Below are 21,109 nucleotides of genomic sequence, written 5' to 3' on the forward strand. Positions count from 1 at the left end.
AAAAACACCCCAAAAGTTTTGTGTCTAACTTTTGGGGTGCAGTACATTTTGAGACCGCCTCTTCTGGATTTTTGTAAGGAGAATTATCCTTTGCGATAAAATTCTAAATCTTCAACATTGAATTTACTGATAAATTCAGCCTGTTTTTTTACTTCAGCTTCTCCGAAATGGATATATACTTCTGCCGAATTGCGGAATGAATCGCATCGGGTCGTATCTAATAGCAATAAATGTCCCATAATGATGTGACCGGCCATTTCTACCATACGGCGTGCATGAAAATCAATATATTCGTTGTCTTTAGTCTCGACAACCGAAGCCACTGTTTTTTCGTAAATTTCAGTCATGGCTTTTAACCGGTTCTGTAAAGGAACTAACTCAGGACAGATTGTTTCCTGTTCATAGAACTTCATCATATTAAGGAATGTCCCGGTAGTTACGTGACGGATAGCAGCGACAACTTGCAATTGTGTTGTACCTTCATAAATAGAAGTGATACGAGCATCCCGATAAATACGTTCACAAGCATAGTCTTTCATGAATCCCGAACCTCCGTGAATCTGTACACAATCATAAGCATTTTGATTACAGAATTCACTGCTCATTCCTTTGGCAAGAGGAGTGAAAGCATCGGCTTGTCTTTGATATTTTTTCATCTCGTCACGTTCCTCTTTTTCGAGTTTACGTTCTTTTGAAATATCTTCATATACTTTATACATATCTACAAAACGGGTTGTCTCATAAAGTAATGAACGAGATGCGTCGAGTTTGGCTTTCATTAGAGATAACATTTCATAAACGGCTGGAAATTCGATGATTGCTTTACCGAATTGTCGTCGTTCTTGAGCATAAGTAAGAGCCTCTCTATAAGCTGCTTCAGATACTCCGACCGATTGTGCTGCAATTCCCAGACGAGCACCGTTCATCAATGCCATGACATATTTGATCAACCCCATTTTGCGATCTCCGCAAAGCTCGGCTTTGGCATTTTTGAATACCAGTTCACAAGTAGGAGAACCCTTGATTCCCATTTTGTTTTCTATGCGTCGAACGGTTACGCCGCCATCGTTTTTATCGTAGATAAACATTGATAATCCGCGGCCGTCTTTGGTCCCTTCTTCCGAACGAGCCAGAACAAGAGCTATATGTCCGTCTCCATTTGTAATGAATCGTTTTACACCGTTCAAATACCAGCATCCGTCTTTTTCACTGTAAGTTGCTTTTAACATAACAGCTTGAAGATCTGAGCCGGCATCCGGTTCGGTCAAGTCCATAGCCATAGTTTCTCCGGCACAAACACGAGGGAGATATTTTTGTTTTTGTTCTTCGCTGGCAAATTCGTAGATAGTCTCAGCACAATCTTGCAATCCCCAAATATTAACAAATCCGGCATCTGCGCGACTTACCATATCGGCTGCCATGATATACGGTACAAGAGAAAAGTTCAGTCCGTTATATCGGCGAGGGATAGAAATTCCCATTAAGCCGGCTTTTACAAGGGCGTCCAGATTTTTTTCTGTTCCGGAAGCATATTTAACCCGTCCGTTTATAACTTGAGGACCTTCATGGTCTACGCTTTCGGCATTGGGAGCAACGATGTCTCCGCATATCTCACCGGCGATTTCAAGAACTTTTTCATAACTGTCCATCGCATCTTCAAAATCGATGGGAGCATAATCATATTTTTCGGCATCGGTATAGTTTCGTTCTTTAAGAGCTACCAAACGCTTCATTAGCGGATGGTTCAAGTGATGTTTAAGGTCACTGTTATCTAAATAAAAATTAGCCATATTCTTTTGAGTTTATTATTTGCTATTCTTCTTATAATATTTGATCATTTTCGGAAGAATATCTTCTACAGTTCCGGTAATTACATAATCTGCTATTGTGTTGATCGGTGCATTCGGATCATTGTTGATTGCGATGATCATCGAACTGTCTTGCATACCGGCAATATGTTGTATCTGTCCGGAAATACCGCAGGCAATATACAGTTTCGGGCGTACGGTAACACCTGTTTGTCCGATCTGACGTTCATGTTCTGCATAACCTGCATCGACGGCGGCACGAGAAGCTCCTACTTCCGCACCGATGGTAGCGGCGAGATCATAAAGTAACTTGAAATTTTCTTTCGATCCTACTCCATAACCTCCGGCAACGATAATCGGGGCACTTTTGATGTTGATTTTTGATTTTTCGATCTGTCGTTCGATTACAGAAACGACAAAGTCGGTATCCGAAACATATTTTGATGCATCCAGTTTAACTACTTCGCCTTTATATGTTGGAGAAACGATTTCTTTTTTCATTACACCTTCGCGCACTGTTGCCATTTGAGGTCGACACTCCGGATTAACGATGGTTGCAACGATATTTCCTCCGAAAGCCGGGCGAATTTGGTATAATAAATTTTCGTAAGATTTTCCTGCTTTTTTATCCTCGTGAGATCCTATTTCAAGAGCAGTACAATCTGCTGTTAATCCGCTATGCAAAGCAGAAGAGACACGAGGTCCTAACTCGCGGCCGATGCTGGTTGCTCCCATAAGACAGATTTGAGGCTTTTTCTCTTTGAAAAGGTTGATAAGAACCGATGCGTGAGGCTGTGACGTATAAGGATAAAGCCTTTTGTCATCGACAAGGTAAACCGTATCAGCCCCGTATGGGAAAATTTGTTTTTCTACTCCGTCTAAATTGCTACCGATAACAAGAGCCTCAAGTTTACAATTCAGTTGATTGGCCAACGAACGGCCTTTAGTAAGCAATTCCAAGCTTACATCGGCGATGATGCCGTCTTCTATTTCGCAATATACAAATAAGTTATTCATACGATTTTCTTTTGGAGAGTTAATGATTTTTTGTCACGTATCTGATTATTATCCGATTGTGTGGTTTACTATTAACTCTTTCATGAGTTCATCTATTTCTGTGTCGTTTCCGGATAATTTTTTACTTTCTTTAGCCTGAAAAACGACATTCTCGATTTGTTTTACCTTTGTCGGAGACCCAGCCAATCCTACTTGATCCAGGTCTGCATCAACGTCGGACACACTCCATTCCGTTAGATTCAGATAAGGGCGGTTTTCGTATAAATTGCTGAAATAGTCATTATCCTGATTTTGTCTTTCACTGATGGTTTTGGCATATTTATACCGCTGTATTAGTTTCGCATTGCGCGGACGGCAATCATCTGCACTTCCATTAACGGTTATGACTACCGGATATTTGGCTTCTACAACTTCGACACCTCTTTCCAGACGTCTTTTGACTTGTATTTTGCCGTCCTGAACTTTTAAGATTTTTTCTGCATAAGTAATTTGTGGCAAACCAAGTTTTTCTGCGACTTGAGGGCCTACTTGGGCTGTGTCCCCGTCAATTGCTTGACGGCCTCCGATAATAATATCGTAGTCTTTCATTTTCTTGACAGCGCAAGCCAATGCATAAGATGTTGCTAATGTATCAGCACCGGCGAATGCCCGGTCGGTAAGTAATACCCCGCCGTCAGCTCCTCTGAACAAGCCTTCTCGTATAATATCAGCGGCGCGAGGAGGTCCCATAGTCAGTAATGATACGGCCGATCCGGGGTACTGTTCTTTTAATTGCAGAGCCTGTTCGAGTGCATTCAGGTCTTCTGGATTAAAAATAGCGGGTAATGCTGCTCGATTTACCGTTCCGTCGGCTTTCATGGCATCTTTACCTACATTTCTCGTATCCGGTACTTGTTTGGCAAGTACGATAATTTTTAAACTCATAATTGATAGAGATATTAGATTTGAAATATTGTTATCTAAAAAGCATTTTTCAACGCTCCACAAATTTACTGAAAGCTGTTAATCTGACAAGTGTTTTTATTGAAAATTTGATGTTCCGGAAGATGTTCCGAACGAATTCTTAAGGATAAAAGCAATTTTTTTAGATAGGCTTTTGTGCATGTTACTGTTGTTTGATTCATATCTGTTTTATTATCTTTGAATCGTAAAAATATGATTTATGAAACAAGAGAGCGATAGTTTTCAGTTTGAGAATACAACAGAGTGGGAGAGTGCCGGAGTTGGAGTCATCCGTCAGATTATGGCTTATAATAAGAATATGATGATGGTTAAGGTTAAGTTCGAAACAGGAGCGGAAGGTGCACCTCATACACATCCGCATACTCAGGCTACGTATGTTGTAAGCGGAATATTTGAATTTACCGTAGGAGGTGAAACCGAGATTGTTCGTGCCGGAGATGGCGTTTATATGCGCTCGGGAATATTGCATAGTTGCAAATGTATAGAGACCGGTATTTTAATCGATACATTTACTCCTATGCGGGAAGATTTTATAAAATGATTATTGGGGCAAACTTTTTATCGTTCTTTTGACGAGGAATTTAAATTATTTTTCTTGTTTAGTAGATATTGTCGTATAGCTATCGAAATAAATAATACCCACATTAATATCATGCTTATGTTATTGATTTTAGGAGTGAATTTATTTAACTGAACAGGTAATAGTATCCAAATAAATAAAAACAGAGTTAAGCAGGTCTCTATGCTGGATAATTTGCTGTTTGCGGATAATAACATGATCAATAACGGAAAAATATAGATACCGTTGTAAACGAATGCTTGCTGGGGAACTAATACACAAATCATAGCCGCTAAGCCAAAACGGATTAAAGAAGATTTGGTCGTAAAGAATAATCCTGTGGAAAGCAATCCCAAGATATAAGTTAGATATTTACCCGTTTCGTAAAGTATAAATTGATTTTCTATATTCAATGTCTTTCCTAATTGTAGGAATAAAGGAATGATCCCGAACCGATATACCGAGAAAGACATTCCGTAAATAGCTGTTTGTTCTTTTACATTTTCATACAGTTGACCGATATTTTCGAATCCGTTTTCAAAAAATAAAAAAGGTAAGAATGCCAATAAAAAAGCAAGAATTGCATATTGGAAAAATGTTTTGTATTCTTTTTTGTATAAATAATATAAGCTGAATATAGCCGGAAATATCTTTAAAACAGAGGCGATAGCCAGACAAATTATTCCATACCATTTTTTTTCGTTTTGATCTTTCACATATACGAAGTAATTGATGCAAGCTGCTGAGATCATAATTTCGTTTCCACGCTCCAAAGCGTAAAGATTGATGGATGAAAAAAATATGATAAACAATATGATCGGAGAACATTTATATTTTTTACACAAAAGATATAGAGAATGAAATAATAGGAAGAGCGAGAGTAATGTAAAGAAAAAGCAGCTCAATACGGCTATTTGAGAATTCCAACAATCTTCGAGCGATATTGAAGAGTAGTTGGTAAGCAAAGTAAACGGATATAAGATCATGTAAGAGAACGGTAAATAATTTTTGTTACAAGTACCGTTCAATTCATTATAATACGGGTTCTTATCGGCAATATAAATTAGAGTATTATAGAAGTCGGCAAAGAAATTATCTAATTTCAGAAAAAATACATGAAGTTGGTGTGAGGGATCTGCAAACAATAGTATGATCCAGATACAAGCTAATAAAAAAGTAAGTCCTGTAAATATTTTTTTGATTCTACTTTGGTTCATAAACGCATTACTTGAATGTCTTAAAAAACAATGTAATGCAAATATATCATATATTTAAGGTAATAAGAAACCTTGTTTGATTATTTTATAATATTGAAAAGAATTGCATGTTTATAAAATTAGACTGTTATAATATAAAAAATGATATGCACCCTAAAAGTTAAACGAAAACTTTTAGGGTGCATATCGTTTTTCTTATCGGTATGTTATTCGTAACTGCTTCCATCGAAACAGTGAGTGCAAATACATTCTTTAGGTAAACCTATTGATTTGACGAGCGTTTCCAATGGATTGAATTTCAAAGTCGTAATATTCAGATCTTTTCGGATGCAATCCACCATTTTGCAATATTGGGGAGAATTTGTGGTTGCATAAGCCGGGAGATTTTTAGAGCAATCTCCTTCAAGATTTTTTATAACCCTCCGCGTGATGAGTTCCAACTCCGATTTTGAACCTGTGAAATTCAGAAACTTACAAGGGTAAATTAATGGAGGACAACTGATGCGCATATGCACCTCTTTAGCTCCATAACGATATAAATCATTTACATTGTCATGAAGTTGAGTTCCCCTGACAATAGAGTCATCACAAAAAACGACCTTTTTATCTTTCAATAATTTTTTGTTAGGGATCAGCTTCATTTTTGCTACCAGTTCTCGCATTTCTTGTGTAGGAGGAGTAAAACTTCTCGGCCATGTCGGCGTATATTTAACGATCGCTCTTTTATATGGAATTTGTTTTCCGACAGCATATCCTAGAGACATGCCGACCCCGGAATCGGGAATACCTGATACGAAATCTGCATCAATATCATCGTTTTTACCCATTTCCACACCGCAGTCGAAACGCATCTCGTCAACATTCTTCCCTTCATATTCGCATACGGGATAACCGTAATATACCCAAAGGAAAGAACATATTTGCATTTTTTTATTGGGCTTTCGCAGTTGAGTAAAACCATCGGCTGTAATTTGAACGATTTCTCCCGGTCCTATATTATAATCCATTTCATAACCCAGATTCGGAAAACTGCAGGTTTCGGATGATACCGCATAACCGTTTTTCCCTTTTCCTATCATGATAGGAGTTCGTCCATATTTATCTCGTGCCGCAATAATTCCGTTTTCTGTAAGAAGAAGCATCGAACAAGAACCTTTCAATCGATTATAGACATTCTCTATCCCTTCGACAAAAGTTTTGCCTTCGATAATAAGCATGGACACCAATTCCGATTGATTGGTAATACCGTTACTGTGTTCGCAAAAGTGATTTCCTTTTGCCAAAAGTTCCTTTTCAAGTTCCGGCAGATTAGTTACTTTAGCAACTGTTACTACGGCAAATTTCCCTAAATGAGAATTGATGATAATCGGCTGAGCATCGGTATCGCTGATAACGCCTATTCCTGAATTTCCTGAAAAAGAAGGAAGATCAGCCTCGAATTTTGTGCGGAAATAAGAATTCTCGATATTATGAATCGAGCGAGTAAAATTTCCGTTATTCAAAGTTACCATACCTCCACGCTTTGTTCCCATGTGAGAATTGTAATCTACCCCATAAAAGAGGTCGGCTACACAATTTTCTTTTTTTATCGTTCCAAAAAAACCGCCCATTGTTTATTGAATATAATACTTAATTGTAGATGTGTTGTTATTGATGTTAAAAAGAACGGGAACGTTCGGTATATACCCGAGCGTTCCCGTTATAGCATTATTATTTTTTATGCTGTTCTACCCATTTGCGGGCATTTACGAATGCCTCTATCCACGGGGTCACCTGATCTTCGTTTTTACGGTTGGTCGGATAATACCCCCATTGCCATGGGAAAATCGCGCGTTCGAGGTGTGGCATCATAGCCAAGTGCCGTCCGTCGTTTGTTGCGATACCCGCAACGGCAAAAGGTGATCCGTTCGGATTGGCCGGATAAGCATCGTAGTTGTATTTTGCTATGACATTATATTTGTCGATATCATAAGGTAATTCGAATTTTCCTTCTCCGTGAGCTACCCATATTCCTAATTTGCTGCCTGACAGAGCCCCGAACATTACCGAATTATTTTCGGGAATAGTCAAGCCGATAAATTCAGATTCGAATTTATGTGAATCATTATGTCGCATTTTGGGTTTCTTTTCGTGGTCCGGAGTTAATAGTCCCAATTCTACCATAAGTTGACAACCGTTACAAATACCTAAACTTAGAGTATCCTCACGTGCATAGAAATTGTCCAAAGTGGCTTTGGCCTTTTCATTCCAAAGAAATCCTCCGGCCCAGCCTTTGGCAGAACCTAATACATCCGAATTGGAAAAGCCGCCGCAATAAACGATCATGTTTATATCTTCAAGCGTTTCCCGCCCGCTGATCAAATCGGTCATATGGACATCTTTGACATCGAAACCGGCCAAATAAAGAGAATAAGCCATTTCCCGATCTCCGTTTACACCTTTTTCCCGAATAATAGCCGCTTTTATGCCGCTCGGTTTTCTGCGGTCGGCACTGATTCCGTATTGTGCCATTTTTCCGGTGAAATCGTCATTAAATTTAATTTGTAAAGGTTGTTCCTTATAGTTGTTGAATCGTGCGGCAGCAGCTTTTTCTCCGCTTTGTTTACGATCGAGCAGATAAGAGGAAGAAAACCATACGTCACGCAAATAATCGATTCCAAACTGATATTCTGCATTGTCTTTCTTGACCAGAATGTGACGTTCTTTGCAAGGCCGTCCGATTTTGGAAAACCCGATGCCGTTATTTTGCAAAATCTTTTCGACGCTGTTCTTGTCTTTTACCTGAATCAATACTCCCGGATTTTCACTGAAAAGGATTTTTATAATATCTTTTTCTGCGATTTTATCGAGATTTATTTCCAAACCGCCTTCCGGATTTCCGAAGTTCATTTCGAGCAGGGCAGTAATCATACCGCCGGCCGAAATATCATGACCTGCCAGAATGAGGTCCTTTTCGATTAATTCTTGTATTGTATTGAATGCTGAAACGAAGTATTCCGAATCTTTTACAGTAGGTGCTGTTTTACCGATTTTTCCGAGCGATTGTGCAAAAGCCGATCCCCCGAGCTGAAAATTATCGAATGAAAAATCTATATAATAAATAGCCGTATTGCGATCACGAATGAGTACAGGTGAAACGACTTTTTTTATGTCCGACACTTCACCTCCCGCTGAGATGATGACAGTCCCCGGAGCGAAAACTTTTTCGTCACCGTATTTTTGAGTCATAGACAGACTGTCTTTTCCTGTGGGGATGTTGATCCCCAGATCACAAGCAAATTGACTGCAAGCCTCCACCGCTTTATATAGACGGGCATCTTCACCTTCATTTTTACATGGCCACATCCAGTTGGCGCTTAACGATACACTTTTCAATCCCTCTGTCATCGGTGCCCATACGATGTTGGTAAGAGCTTCCGATATGGCAAGTACCGAACCGGCAGCCGGATCGATCATGGCTGCTTGCGGTGCATGTCCGATAGAAGTAGCAATACCCGATTTCCCCCGATAATCCAAAGCTACTACGCCACAATCGCTGAGAGGTAGTTGTATTTCACCCTGACATTGTTGGCGAGCCACTTTCCCGGTTACGGAACGATCTACTTTATTGGTCAGCCAATCTTTGCAAGCTACGGCTTCAAGTTGTAGGACATTTTCCAGATATTCATGTATCTTTCCGGTTTCGTAGGCAACGTCCTGATAATTCTCTTCGACCGTGTGATCTTTCATAAAGGTACGGGGCGCTTTGCCAAACATATCCTCCATGGCGAGATCTATCGGTTTTATTCCGTCTTTTTGTTCAAAGACAAAACGCATGTCTCCGGTGGTTTCTCCTACGACATACATCGGTGCACGTTCACGGTCTGCGATCTTTCTAACATGATCGATGTCTTTTTCACCGATAAGCATTCCCATGCGTTCCTGACTTTCGTTTCCGACAATTTCTTTTGCAGAAAGAGTCGGGTCACCTATCGGCAATTTGTCCATCTCGATTTTACCACCTGTCGTTTCTACTAGTTCCGACAAGGCATTCAAATGTCCTCCGGCTCCATGGTCATGAATAGAAACGATGGGGTTATTGTCCGATTCGGCAAGTGCACGAACGACATTCGATACACGTTTCTGCATTTCAGGATTAGCGCGTTGTATAGCGTTTAGTTCGATAGCATTGGCATATACACCGGTTTCTACGGATGATACAGCACCGCCTCCCATTCCGATACGGTAGTTATCTCCACCCATAACGACAACTTTCTCACCGGGTTTAGGAGTCCCTTTGAGAGCGTCCCGCATAGTTCCGAAGCCGACACCTCCTGCCAACATGATAACTTTGTCGTATGCAAATTTTTTATAGTTCTCCGCATGCTCAAAAGTAAGAAGAGATCCGCAGATCATCGGTTGTCCGAATTTGTTCCCAAAATCCGATGCTCCGTTTGATGCTTTTACCAGAATTTGTTCCGGTGTTTGATAAAGCCATTTCCGTTCTGGCATAGCTTTCTTTTCCCATTCGCGCCCCTTTTCCGTTCTGGGATATGAGGTCATATATACTGCTGTTCCGGCAATAGGTAAACTCGCTTTCCCACCGCCTAATCGGTCGCGTATTTCTCCGCCTGTTCCGGTTGCAGCTCCGTTAAACGGTTCTACGGTAGTCGGGAAATTGTGTGTTTCCGCTTTTAGGGAAATAACGGTTTTTATATCTTTAATTTCAAAAAAATCGGGCTTGTCTTGTGATGCCGGAGCAAATTGTTCGATTACCGGTCCTTCGTTAAAAGCAACGTTGTCTTTATATGCCGATACTAATTTGTTCGGATTTTCTTCGGATGTTTTTTTTATTAATTTAAATAAAGAGCTTTCTTTTTCTTGTCCGTCGATGATAAAAACTCCATTGAATATTTTATGTCGGCAATGTTCTGAGTTGACTTGGGAAAATCCGAATACTTCGCTATCGGTAAGTTTTCGTCCGATTTTTTCCCCTAAATCGTTCAAATAATTTATTTCATCTTCACTTAGTGCAAGTCCTTCCTGTTTGCTGTATGAAGCGATGTCGTCTATATAGACGATAGGATCAGGTAATTTGTTTATTTCAAAAATAGACTGATTTAGTCCGTTATACATGCGTTGGAGCATCGGATCGTGATCTGCCTTTTCACTTTTTACAGGGAAATATTCTTCGATACGGGTTATTCCTTTTAATCCCATGTTTTGGGTAATTTCCACAGCATTGGTACTCCACGGGGTAATCATTTCTTTACGAGGACCGACGAACCAGCCGTCGATAATTTGTTCGTTTAGTACTTCGGCCTCACTGAAGAGCCAGCTCAGTTTCTCTGTTTCATGGGACGAAAGAGTGTGATCGGTATCGACTGCTATCACATTCCGGGAAGGTGTTTTGAAAAAAAGAACCATTATAGTCTATTTAAATTGTGAATTATTTTGACTGTTATTATTGTTCTTGATAATATTTTTATTCTCTTATCTTTATGTAATAAGACATCTGCACTTTGATTCGAAATATAAAAAAGAGATGTTATCCTTTCTCAGATTTCGTTTGCAAAATTAATCAAAAGCTGCGTTCTTTAAAACAATAAAGCCAAAACAATTGGCGGAAATGTAACATTTATGACTTATATTTGCATTTCAGAAACAGATTAACTGTGTAAATAGGGAAATAGTGGATTTGGTATTATACACAATTATAAGAGGTTTGGCTATCGGTATTTTGGTATCGGCACCCATGGGCCCTATCGGAGTATTATGCATACAACGCACTCTGAATAAGGGGCGGTGGTCGGGCTTTGTTACCGGGCTGGGCGCTTCCATTTCAGATTTAGGTTATGCAGTGTTGACAGGTCTCGGTATGTCTATCGTAATAGATTTTATAGAAACGAATGAATATTTGATCCAGATATTGGGAAGCCTTGTGTTGGCCGGATTCGGGGCTTATTTATATCGTCAAAATCCTGCAAAGAATATTAAGAAACAAAGTGCGAATAAAAATACTTTTACACAAGATTTTGTGACAGCATTCTTTCTTACATTGTCAAATCCGTTGATATTGTTTCTGTTTATAGGATTGTTCGCCCGACTTAATTTCTTTGTTCCCGAATCTACTTTGTACCACTATATTCTCGGCTATATTTCTATTATCATAGGGGCTGTTTCTTGGTGGTTTACAATAACATTTTTTATAAATAAGGTGCGTACTCGTTTCAATTTGCGTAGCTTATGGTTGATTAACCGCTGTATCGGAGGCGTTATTATTATCATGTCTTTAGTAGGTTGTTTTATGGGTATGTCAGGATATTTCAATCATTAATTTTTTTTACTATGAAAAAAGTTTTGTCAGTACCTTTTATTCCGGGCTTAAAAGATCAGCCGTTGGAAAAAGCGTGTGAGTTGCTTGAGGAAAAAGCTGCACGGCAAAGTGTGGAGTGCGTGAATTGGCCCGAACAATTTCCGTATAAGCCGATCACTATATTCGATATAGCCCGAAGCGAAACGGCTCTTTACATCAAGTATTTTGTTAGGGGAAATTGTCTGTTGGCATTGAATAGCGAAGATAATTCTCCGGTATGGCAGGATAGCTGTGTAGAGTTTTTTGTGCAAGTTCCGGGTGAAACCGAATATTATAATTTTGAATTCAACTGCATCGGTACGGCATTGGCGTCGAAGCGTCAAAGTCGGGAAATATGCACCCATTTTTCTCCGGAAAAGATGGCATGTATAGAGCGTTATGCTTCAGCCGGACATAAACCGTTTCAGGAGATGCAAGGAATATTTGCATGGGAACTGCTTGTTTCCATCCCTTTCGATTTGATAGGGGTTAACCCTGAATCGTTACCCGAAAAGTTATATGCCAATTTCTATAAATGTGCAGACAATTCGAGTTTACCTCATTATTTGAGTTGGAGTCCTATTGAGACGGAAAATCCCGATTTTCACAGACCCGAATTTTTTGGAGAGATATACTTTAGATGACAAAACAGCGAGGTGTTTCAATACCTCGCTGTTTTGTCTTTTTTGAGCCTTCTTTCTATCTCTTACAGATTGTTGCAAAATCGCAGTATTCGCATATTTGAGTATTTTCAGTTTGTTTAAAGGGTATTTCGGGATTAAAGATTTCTTGGATGCATTTATTGAATGTATCTGTAAATTCCTGAATATAAGGGGAAAAGTCATATATAGTTTGTTCTATTCTTTTTTTCTCCGTTTTTATTTCATGGATGATAGACCAGTCGAATTGTATTTTGAATAGATCTCTGAGGTGGTAGATGCCGGGACAGAGAGATTTTGGGTGATTTATTTGGGAATATATCATAGCATACATGAATACTTGCATGATAGCCTTGGGACGATCTCTTTTTTGTGGGTCGAATAGGTCGTACATGGTTTTGAAGGTTGTTTCTCCTTTTCCTGTTTTATAATCTATGATTCTTGTAATGCCGTCTTTTTCATCGATTCGGTCGATAGATCCTTTTAAGCGGATTTGGCGTGTTCCGTCGAATGTATGAGTAGTGTCGATAGGAAATTCGGAATGGAGATATATGAATGGAGTATGCTTTCTGTCCGTTATTAAAGTTTGTTTGACATATTTGCGGATAATCTCTCCCGTCAGATAATTTTGCCCGGTTAAGGGGCGTATTCGAGAAGTTTGAAAATAATGTTTGGCAAACATGGCTTCTATTAAGTTTGTTAATAGCGTGTCGTCTTTTTGAATCTTTTCAAGTAAGTCTCCTGTAACGAGTTTTCCCTGCATCCGTTGGTAAATATTCTCCATTACTCCATGATAGATGCTTCCGAATGTACTGGCCTCGATGCTTTCTGCTACTTCGTCTTCTGGAGATACCTTTTCGACATAACCTAAATAAAATTTTAAAGGGCAATCGATATAGGTATTGATGGCGCTTGCCGACAAAGCCCGGTCTCCTCCGGACAGGAATCGGTTTAGCTGTTTTTGAACAAATTCGTTTTTGGGTATTTGAATAATCTGATTTTCTTTAACCGTAATATCGTAACTCACGACCTTCTCTTGGATAGGTACTTGATAATGATATTTCAGTTGATAGATATATCGGCTCATTTCTCCGGTTTGCAATCCTTCAGTACGGGTGTCATATAATAAATAAAGTCTTTTTGCCCGATATATCATCCTGTAAAAATAATAGGCATAGATGCTGTCTTGATGTTCTATGGTCGAAAGTCCGAATCCCTTACGTAAATTATGGGGAATAAATGTATTGGCGACTTTTGTCATCGGAAATGTTCCTTCATTCATAGACAGGATGACCAAGTTCTCGAAGTCGAGAGCTCTGGTTTCCAGAACTCCCATTATCTGTAAACCGGAAAGAGGTTCACCTCTGAAAGGAATAGAGATACTTCCTGCCATTTTACCGAGTAGTCGGAAAAATGTAGAGACGTTCATTTGTATGCTTTCGTCTTTAATAACGTCTTTCAGCCTTTTTACTGTTATATAATAGTGGAATAAAAACTCTTTTTCTATTTCGGAAAATTGTACGGTATGTTCTTCCTCTTCGGAGTCATTATGATCATTTTGCAGACCCTGCTGTAAATATTCCAAAATGTTGATCAGATAGTCGGCAGCTTGATTCGCTGTTTCTAAGCTTACGAAAAGCAGCTTCAGTAATTCTGTTCTTCCTAATTCCGAAACCGGAATAAATACTTTATTATATTGTTTTATCTCTTTTGATAATAGATTTATTTCATTTTCTCCGGAAAATAGTATATATCGATGACTGAGGATAGAAAGAACTTTTCGATGATAGAATTGGACCTCACCTTGTATCATGCGGTAATGCTTCTGCAAATCGAATATAGATTCCATAAGGCCTGCAACAGGAGTATTAGATAAAGTATATCCCATGGTCACGTTGATCGGGTCGATCGTTTCCGGTATGGAATATAACATCGGGAGTAATAAATGCTCGTCAGGCAAGACGATTGCCGTATTGATTGCTTTTGACGGATCAGGGATAGCTCCGGATGAAATCAATCCGTTCAGGATTTCTTGTGTTTGTTTAGCTTGCCCTACGGCAGACGGAATACCGATCAATTCTATTTCAGGCCAAGTTTCTTTTCCTTTGTCGTTTGCTAATAATAATTTCGAAGGAAAGGCCTTACGATTGCGGGAAAGAAAAAATGTAGCCTTATTATATTCATCTTGGAGGGTCGGAGCGTTATAGTCCCAATAAAAATCGGCGATATCTAATTCTTTTAGTCGATGCATTAGCATTTCTTCAGAAGTACTTAAAACATTTAAGCCGATAAAAACTACCTGGTTGTAAGGAATGTGCAATTCCTCCCGCTGTTTTGCTTTCTCCGCTACTTCTCGGAATATCATACCTTCGTATGCGATTCCTTTGGTTTTTAGCTCGTCTCGAAGAGCCTTATAAAGAGGATACAGAATTTTCCATAAGGCAACGAACTGCATTTTTTTTTCGCTTTCCATTGCAGGTATAAAATGATCCCAAAATCTGCGGATAAACTCTATTTGAGTCTCTGTCAATATATCTGAAAATCTGTTCTCTATCTCTTTCAAATCTTGAATATTAGTGAATAAATCTTTTGCGTTCACTACATATTTATCTACATCGTCGAAATCATTGAGAAGCATTTCTCCCCAAAAAACAAAATTATCGAAACTTTCATCGGAGTTGCTTAAAGTTATATAATGGCGATAAAGAACAAAAAGCATCTGAATTTTATCTGCCGGTTGATAAGGTGTCAAACGGATGAACAGATCGTTAATGGTCATTATCGGAGGAGAGAATAAAGGATGTCCGGCTACTTCGGCAAGGTATTTTTGAAAAAATATTCCGGCACGGCGATTAGGAAATACAAATGCGATATTCTGTATCTCTTTACCGTATTTTTTGTAAAAAGTCTGGGCTATAAGATATAAAAACGGTTTCATATATGACGATGTAAAATAAATTCTTACAAGTTTACGGAATTTCTGCGGAATAATCGGTAAATCATAAAGAATAACTTCGGTTATATTTAAAAGACTATCTGAATTTTACACAAACATTTTTGAACGATTAAGATAAATTTGTTAGCTTTATCCGTTCAAAAAGTAATCGTTAGAGAGATTGTTATGAGAAAGAAAATTTCATTATTAACTTTGATTGTTGTTATGATAGCATTTGTTTCTTGCAAACAGGCAAGTAAAAATGGCAATGACAATCAACAAGAAAATTTGACAGCAATGAAAGACTCAGTTAAAACTGTTCCTGTAACCGATGCCGTTGTGATCGTGCTTCTTGCACATCCCGACATTAATAAAAGTCACATGAATGCCATGCTTTCTCAGGCTGCAGCCGAAGTAGAGGGTGTGCAAGTAATCAATATTTATGACTATCCTGTTGCTCCTGATGTGTACCGTGATGTAGTAAAGCAGGCAAAAGGTATTGTTTATGAGTTCCCGTTTTATTGGATGAGTGCGCCCCATTTGTTGAAACAGTGGACAGATGAAGTATTCATGGCATTTACACAAGAAGGGTTGATAGAAGGCAAAGAGTTCATGGTTGTTACCACAACTGGATCTGAAGAGGCTGCTTATCAGCACGATGGACGCAATAAATATACGATGTCCGAGTATTTGCGTCCTTATGAAGGTCAGGCTAATCACTCGAAAATGATTTGGAATGATCCGCTTGTCGTTTATGGTAATCCGCAAAACGCTACTGTCGCAGAAGAAAATTTACAGAAAGGTAAAGAGGAATATAAGGCTCGTCTGAAAGCAATGGTAGAAAGAGTTAACATCAAATAATATGCACAATAATGACTATTGAGGATTTGCGAGACTATTGTTTGTCACTGCCGGGGGTAACGGAGAAAATGCCTTGGATAGGTCATAAAGTTTATAGCGGCGGTTTATGTTTTTATATATGTGGAAAATGGTTCTGTTTTTGTGATGTAGATAATTTTGATTTTATCAATATCAAGTTGCCTCCGGCAATGGGAGAGGAGCTTCGGTCTGAATATGATGCTGTTCGACCGGGTTGGCATATGAATAAGAAATACTGGAATAGTATTTATCCGGGCAGAGACTTGTCTGATGTCCGGATTAAAGAATTGATCCGGATTTCTTATGATACGGTAGTTGCCGCATTACCGCTCAAAGACAGAACCGGATTGATGTCACAGGGAGCAACTGGCCTAAAATCGATATAAGTTCTTAATATCGAAATATTTTGTAGAAGTATCGACTATTGTAGTCGGTACTTTTGCTGTTTTTAAGGATTAGCCTGTTGTTCGATATTGTTGAATTTCTTTGTGTAAGTTACCGTATTAAGATTTGAACGCTCATTTTATAGAGATATGCTTATAAAGATTCGATGATTTAAAATTCGTTGTAGTGGACGTTTTTTTTTACATTTGCACTTTCATAAAGTAATTATAACCAGTTATGATTTCAATAGAAGGGTTATCGGTGGAATTTGGCGGAAATCCGCTTTTTGATGATATAACCTATGTAATAAATAAAAAAGATCGAATAGCTCTGGTCGGGAAGAACGGTGCAGGAAAATCTACCATGTTGAAAATTATCGCCGGATTGCAACAGCCAACATCGGGGACGGTGAATATTCCTAAAGATATGACGATCGGATATTTGCCCCAGCAGATGCAAATATCCGATTCGCGTACGGTAATGAAAGAGGCAGAACAAGCCTTTGCTCATATATTTGAACTTCAGTCTCGTATCGACCGTATGAACCGGGAATTGTCGAATCGAACCGATTATGATAGTCAGGATTATCATGATTTGATAGAGCGGGTTACAGATGCGAATGAGCAGTTAACGATGATCGGTGCTGCAAATTATCAGGCGGAAATAGAGAAAACATTAATGGGATTGGGATTCGTCAGAGAAGATTTCGATCGCCCGACATCTGAATTCAGCGGAGGATGGCGCATGCGTATCGAATTGGCGAAATTGCTTTTGCAGCGTCCGGATGTGCTGTTGCTTGATGAACCCACCAATCATTTGGATATAGAATCGATTCAGTGGTTGGAAAATTTTTTGGCGACAAGAGCGAATGCCGTAGTGCTGGTCTCTCACGACCGAGCATTTATAGATGCGGTGACAACTCGCACCATAGAAATTTCATTAGGTCGCATCTATGATTATAAAGTAAATTATTCCAAATATGTTCAGTTACGAGCCGAACGTTTAGAACAGCAGCAACGGGCTTTTGAAAATCAGCAGAAGCAAATACAAGATACAGAAGCTTTTATCGAACGTTTCAGGTATAAAGCGACAAAGGCCGTTCAAGTGCAATCTCGTATTAAACAGTTGGAAAAAATAGATCGAATCGAGGTTGATGAAGTTGATACCTCTCGTCTTAATTTAAAGTTCCCTCCAGCACCTCGTTCCGGAGACTTTCCGGTTATAGCGCAAGGAGTAGGTAAGACCTATGGCAATCATGTTGTGTTTGCGAATGCTGATTTTACGATCCGGAGGGGTGAAAAAGTGGCTTTTGTCGGAAAAAACGGGGAAGGAAAATCGACATTGGTAAAGTGCATAATGGGAGAGATCGACTATGACGGAACATTGAAAATCGGTCATAATGTCAAAATCGGGTATTTTGCACAAAATCAAGCACAGTTGTTAGATGAAAATCTGACGGTTTTCGATACGATAGATCGTGTGGCCGTAGGGGATATACGTACCAAAATACGGGATATTTTAGGAGCTTTTATGTTTGGGGGCGAAGCGTCCGATAAAAAAGTAAAAGTCTTGTCGGGAGGGGAAAAGACTCGGCTGGCCATGATCCGGCTTTTGCTTGAACCGGTGAATCTTCTGATTCTTGATGAGCCTACCAATCATTTAGATATGAAGACCAAGGACATTTTGAAACAGGCGATAAAAGATTTTAACGGCACAGTAATTGTAGTCTCTCATGACAGGGAATTTTTAGACGGTTTAGTTGATAAGGTCTATGAGTTCGGGAATAAGAGAATAAAGGAGCATCTGGGTGGCATTTACGATTTTCTGCAACGGAAAAAAATGGAAACACTACAGGACTTGGAGCGTAATAATAACGTTGGTTCGAAATCTGTCTCTAATAATTCCGGAGATAAGGAAATTTCGGAGACGAAGTTGTCGTATGAAGAACGGAAAGAATTGCAACGCCAGATAAAAAGATTGGAAAAAGCCATTGCGGATAATGAAAAACGAGTTGAACAGATAGAGGCGGAAATACAATCTGTTGAAGAGCAATTGGCTTCTCCTGAGGGGGCTTCTGATACACAGCTTTATGAGAAACATGGAGCATTGAAAAAGGCTCTGGATGAAGTTATGGAGAATTGGACAGAACACAGTGAGCAACTTGAAAATTTGCGATTACAAGATTTATAAACGTAATAATTAAATAATAATGAAACAATTATTGATTTTACCTTTGGTTGCCGGGGTCTTGGTTACCGGTTGTGCTCCTAAGCCCGGAGCGGAGAAAAATTTGGCTATTGATCCGTCTAATATGGATACGACAGTGGCTTGTGGAGAAGACTTTTATGAGTATGCTTGTGGAGGATGGATTAAAAAAAATCCGTTGAAACCTGAATATGCGCGTTATGGTTCATTTGATGTTTTGGCCGAAAACAATCAAAAACAGATGCGTGAGCTGATAGATGAGTTGGAGAAAGCTGAAAACGAACCGGGATCGGTTGCTCAAAAAGTCGGTGATTTATATAAAATGGGGTTAGACAGCGTTCGTCTTAATAAAGAAGGCGTTTCTCCTATTTCGGAGGCTTTGAAAAATATAGCTTCTTTGGATGATAAAGTTGCTTTTGCATCTCTCGTTGCTCAAATGCATAAAGAAGGATCATCTCCTTTCTTTCAATTATATGTAGGTGCTGATGAAAAAAACAGTTCGATGAACATTGTTAATTTATATCAGGGCGGCATGAGTATGGGAGACCGGGATTATTATTTGTCCGAAGACAGCGCTAACGTAAAAATTCGGGATGCATATAAAAAATATATAAATAAGATGTTTACGTTGGCTGGTTATTCTGCAGAGAAAGCTGTTGCTGCCGAAAAGAATGTTATGAATATAGAAACGGCATTGGCTAAGGTTGCATTTTCTCGTGAAGAAACCCGGAATCCGTTGAAAAATTATAATAAAATGGCGATGACGGATTTTCTAAAGCAAATGAACGGTTTTGATTGGAAATCTTATTTTTCTGCTTTGGGTTTGGACTCTTTAAACGAAATCAACCCTAATCAGTTACCTTTTATAAAAGGTATGGATGCTTTAGTTGGAGGTTTGACCTCTGAAGAAATCCGGGATTATTTGATTTTTAAGCAAATAAATACGGCTTCGTCTTATTTGAGTGATGATTTTGTTCAGGCGCGTTTTGATTTTTACGGTAAGGTTCTTTCCGGGCAACAAGAATTAAAACCTCGTTGGAAGCGTTCGTTGAGTGTAACGGACGGAGCTTTGGGCGAAGCGTTGGGTGAGATGTATGTCGCAAAATATTTTCCGCCTGAAGCAAAAGAACGGATGCTTAAATTGGTAGAAAATTTACGAATTTCGTTAGGTGAACATATCGATAGTTTGGAATGGATGAGCGCAGAGACTAAGGCTAAGGCAAAAGAAAAACTTGCTGCTTTTTATGTAAAGATCGGTTATCCCGATAAATGGCGTGATTATTCCGGATTAACGATCGATCCGAAAAAATCATATTGGGATAATGTCCGAGAAGCTGCTATATTCGAGTCTGATTATATGTTGAGCGATGTAAATAAACCGGTCGATAAAACCCGTTGGTTGATGAGTCCGCAGACAGTAAACGCTTATTATAACCCGACTACGAACGAAATCTGTTTCCCGGCCGGTATCTTGCAGCCGCCGTTCTTTTATATGGATGCCGATGATGCTGTAAATTATGGAGGTATAGGCGTTGTAATCGGGCATGAAATGACTCATGGGTTTGATGATCAGGGTCGTCAATATGATAAAGATGGAAATCTGAAAGATTGGTGGACGGCAGAAGATGCGAAGCAGTTCAATTTGAGAGCGGACAAATTGGCTGATCAATACAGCAGTATTATTGTCCTGGATACAGTACATGCAAACGGACGTTTCACATTAGGTGAGAATATTGCTGATCATGGAGGATTGCGGGTCTCTTATACTGCATTTAAAAATGCGACGAAGGGACAGGATTTGAAACCGATCGACGGATTTACTCCCGACCAACGTTTTTATTTGGCTTATGCAGGATTATGGGCGCAGAATATTCGGGATGAGGAGATATTGCGATTGACTAAGATCGATCCTCATTCTTTAGGCAAATGGCGTGTAAATGCTGCATTACGTAATTTGGAAAGCTTTTTTCAGGCTTTTGGAATTACGGAAAAAGATCCGATGTATATGAAACCTGAAGATAGAGTAACAATTTGGTAAGTAATTTTATTTATATGAATCAAGCCGGGATTTTGCCAAGATTCCGGCTTTTTAATTACAAAAAATACTCCGGTAAAAATATTATAATTATTACCGGAGTTTCCTGTTTAT

General features: G+C 39.1%; 14 protein-coding genes. 7 read left to right on the plus strand and 7 right to left on the minus strand.

The window, feature by feature from the left end:
* Positions 1-83 precede the first annotated feature (83 nt).
* Genes AC1WHX_RS03000 through AC1WHX_RS03010 form a run of 3 tightly spaced genes read right to left on the minus strand, consistent with a single transcriptional unit; the run spans position 84 to position 3,749 of the window.
* Positions 84-1,790, minus strand: coding sequence for an acyl-CoA dehydrogenase family protein (locus tag AC1WHX_RS03000; RefSeq protein ID WP_022389822.1), 1,707 nt, complete (start codon positions 1,788-1,790; stop codon positions 84-86).
* Positions 1,791-1,805: 15 nt separating this feature from the next.
* Positions 1,806-2,825: an electron transfer flavoprotein subunit alpha/FixB family protein gene (locus tag AC1WHX_RS03005; protein ID WP_481228846.1), complete on the minus strand. Its 1,020-nt coding sequence runs from the start codon at positions 2,823-2,825 to the stop codon at positions 1,806-1,808.
* Between the two features lie 48 nt (positions 2,826-2,873).
* The gene (locus AC1WHX_RS03010; protein ID WP_122337988.1) at positions 2,874-3,749 is read right to left on the minus strand and encodes an electron transfer flavoprotein subunit beta/FixA family protein; all 876 of its coding nucleotides are present in this window, start codon (positions 3,747-3,749) and stop codon (positions 2,874-2,876) included.
* A 238-nt stretch (positions 3,750-3,987) separates the two neighbouring features.
* On the opposite strand from AC1WHX_RS03010, the gene AC1WHX_RS03015 reads away from it, so the two are divergent.
* Complete coding sequence (locus tag AC1WHX_RS03015; RefSeq protein WP_022599413.1) at positions 3,988-4,329, plus strand: cupin domain-containing protein; 342 nt, start codon at positions 3,988-3,990, stop codon at positions 4,327-4,329.
* A 17-nt stretch (positions 4,330-4,346) separates the two neighbouring features.
* Here the strand turns inward: AC1WHX_RS03015 and AC1WHX_RS03020 are convergent, their stop codons facing one another.
* The 3 genes from AC1WHX_RS03020 to purL form a co-directional block, all read right to left on the minus strand.
* Positions 4,347-5,564: a glycosyltransferase 87 family protein gene (locus AC1WHX_RS03020; protein ID WP_022389819.1), complete on the minus strand. Its 1,218-nt coding sequence runs from the start codon at positions 5,562-5,564 to the stop codon at positions 4,347-4,349.
* 206 nt (positions 5,565-5,770) lie between these two features.
* Positions 5,771-7,174: an amidophosphoribosyltransferase gene (locus AC1WHX_RS03025; RefSeq protein WP_009316831.1), complete on the minus strand. Its 1,404-nt coding sequence runs from the start codon at positions 7,172-7,174 to the stop codon at positions 5,771-5,773.
* Positions 7,175-7,274: 100 nt separating this feature from the next.
* Positions 7,275-10,970, minus strand: coding sequence for a phosphoribosylformylglycinamidine synthase (purL, locus tag AC1WHX_RS03030; RefSeq protein ID WP_122337987.1), 3,696 nt, complete (start codon positions 10,968-10,970; stop codon positions 7,275-7,277).
* A 265-nt stretch (positions 10,971-11,235) separates the two neighbouring features.
* On the opposite strand from purL, the gene AC1WHX_RS03035 reads away from it, so the two are divergent.
* Positions 11,236-11,880, plus strand: a complete 645-nt coding sequence (locus AC1WHX_RS03035) for a LysE family translocator (protein ID WP_009316833.1) — start codon at positions 11,236-11,238, stop codon at positions 11,878-11,880.
* Between the two features lie 11 nt (positions 11,881-11,891).
* Positions 11,892-12,542 carry a carbohydrate-binding family 9-like protein gene (locus tag AC1WHX_RS03040; protein ID WP_009316834.1) on the plus strand — a complete coding sequence of 217 codons (651 nt, stop codon included), beginning with the start codon at positions 11,892-11,894 and terminating at the stop codon, positions 12,540-12,542.
* A gap of 55 nt (positions 12,543-12,597) precedes the next feature.
* On the opposite strand, the gene AC1WHX_RS03045 is transcribed toward AC1WHX_RS03040, so the two are convergent.
* Positions 12,598-15,495, minus strand: coding sequence for a PD-(D/E)XK nuclease family protein (locus tag AC1WHX_RS03045; RefSeq protein ID WP_481228847.1), 2,898 nt, complete (start codon positions 15,493-15,495; stop codon positions 12,598-12,600).
* A 183-nt stretch (positions 15,496-15,678) separates the two neighbouring features.
* On the opposite strand from AC1WHX_RS03045, the gene AC1WHX_RS03050 reads away from it, so the two are divergent.
* The 4 genes from AC1WHX_RS03050 to AC1WHX_RS03065 all read left to right on the plus strand — a co-directional run bounded on the left by AC1WHX_RS03050 (position 15,679) and on the right by AC1WHX_RS03065 (position 20,998).
* Positions 15,679-16,353, plus strand: coding sequence for an NAD(P)H-dependent oxidoreductase (locus AC1WHX_RS03050; protein ID WP_122337985.1), 675 nt, complete (start codon positions 15,679-15,681; stop codon positions 16,351-16,353).
* Between the two features lie 11 nt (positions 16,354-16,364).
* On the plus strand, positions 16,365-16,757 hold the full coding sequence (locus AC1WHX_RS03055) for an MmcQ/YjbR family DNA-binding protein (protein ID WP_122337984.1): 393 nt from the start codon (positions 16,365-16,367) through the stop codon (positions 16,755-16,757).
* 235 nt (positions 16,758-16,992) lie between these two features.
* A complete protein-coding gene (locus tag AC1WHX_RS03060) occupies positions 16,993-18,945 on the plus strand; it encodes an ABC-F family ATP-binding cassette domain-containing protein (RefSeq protein ID WP_122337983.1) in 1,953 nt (650 codons plus the stop codon).
* 19 nt (positions 18,946-18,964) lie between these two features.
* A complete protein-coding gene (locus tag AC1WHX_RS03065) occupies positions 18,965-20,998 on the plus strand; it encodes a M13 family metallopeptidase (RefSeq protein ID WP_481228848.1) in 2,034 nt (677 codons plus the stop codon).
* Positions 20,999-21,109 lie beyond the last annotated feature (111 nt).

The organism is Coprobacter sp., assembly GCF_982436375.1.

Excerpts from the sequence above, each read along its gene's own strand:
- AC1WHX_RS03045 (WP_481228847.1), bottom strand. The coding sequence starts at position 15,495 with ATGAAACCGTTTTTATATCTTATAGCCCAGACTTTTTACAAAAAATAC.
- AC1WHX_RS03065 (WP_481228848.1), top strand. The coding sequence starts at position 18,965 with ATGAAACAATTATTGATTTTACCTTTGGTTGCCGGGGTCTTGGTTACC.
- AC1WHX_RS03010 (WP_122337988.1), bottom strand. The coding sequence starts at position 3,749 with ATGAGTTTAAAAATTATCGTACTTGCCAAACAAGTACCGGATACGAGA.
- purL (WP_122337987.1), bottom strand. The coding sequence starts at position 10,970 with ATGGTTCTTTTTTTCAAAACACCTTCCCGGAATGTGATAGCAGTCGAT.
- AC1WHX_RS03015 (WP_022599413.1), top strand. The coding sequence starts at position 3,988 with ATGAAACAAGAGAGCGATAGTTTTCAGTTTGAGAATACAACAGAGTGG.
- AC1WHX_RS03020 (WP_022389819.1), bottom strand. The coding sequence starts at position 5,564 with ATGAACCAAAGTAGAATCAAAAAAATATTTACAGGACTTACTTTTTTA.
- AC1WHX_RS03025 (WP_009316831.1), bottom strand. The coding sequence starts at position 7,174 with ATGGGCGGTTTTTTTGGAACGATAAAAAAAGAAAATTGTGTAGCCGAC.
- AC1WHX_RS03060 (WP_122337983.1), top strand. The coding sequence starts at position 16,993 with ATGATTTCAATAGAAGGGTTATCGGTGGAATTTGGCGGAAATCCGCTT.
- AC1WHX_RS03000 (WP_022389822.1), bottom strand. The coding sequence starts at position 1,790 with ATGGCTAATTTTTATTTAGATAACAGTGACCTTAAACATCACTTGAAC.
- AC1WHX_RS03040 (WP_009316834.1), top strand. The coding sequence starts at position 11,892 with ATGAAAAAAGTTTTGTCAGTACCTTTTATTCCGGGCTTAAAAGATCAG.
- AC1WHX_RS03055 (WP_122337984.1), top strand. The coding sequence starts at position 16,365 with ATGACTATTGAGGATTTGCGAGACTATTGTTTGTCACTGCCGGGGGTA.
- AC1WHX_RS03005 (WP_481228846.1), bottom strand. The coding sequence starts at position 2,825 with ATGAATAACTTATTTGTATATTGCGAAATAGAAGACGGCATCATCGCC.
- AC1WHX_RS03050 (WP_122337985.1), top strand. The coding sequence starts at position 15,679 with ATGAGAAAGAAAATTTCATTATTAACTTTGATTGTTGTTATGATAGCA.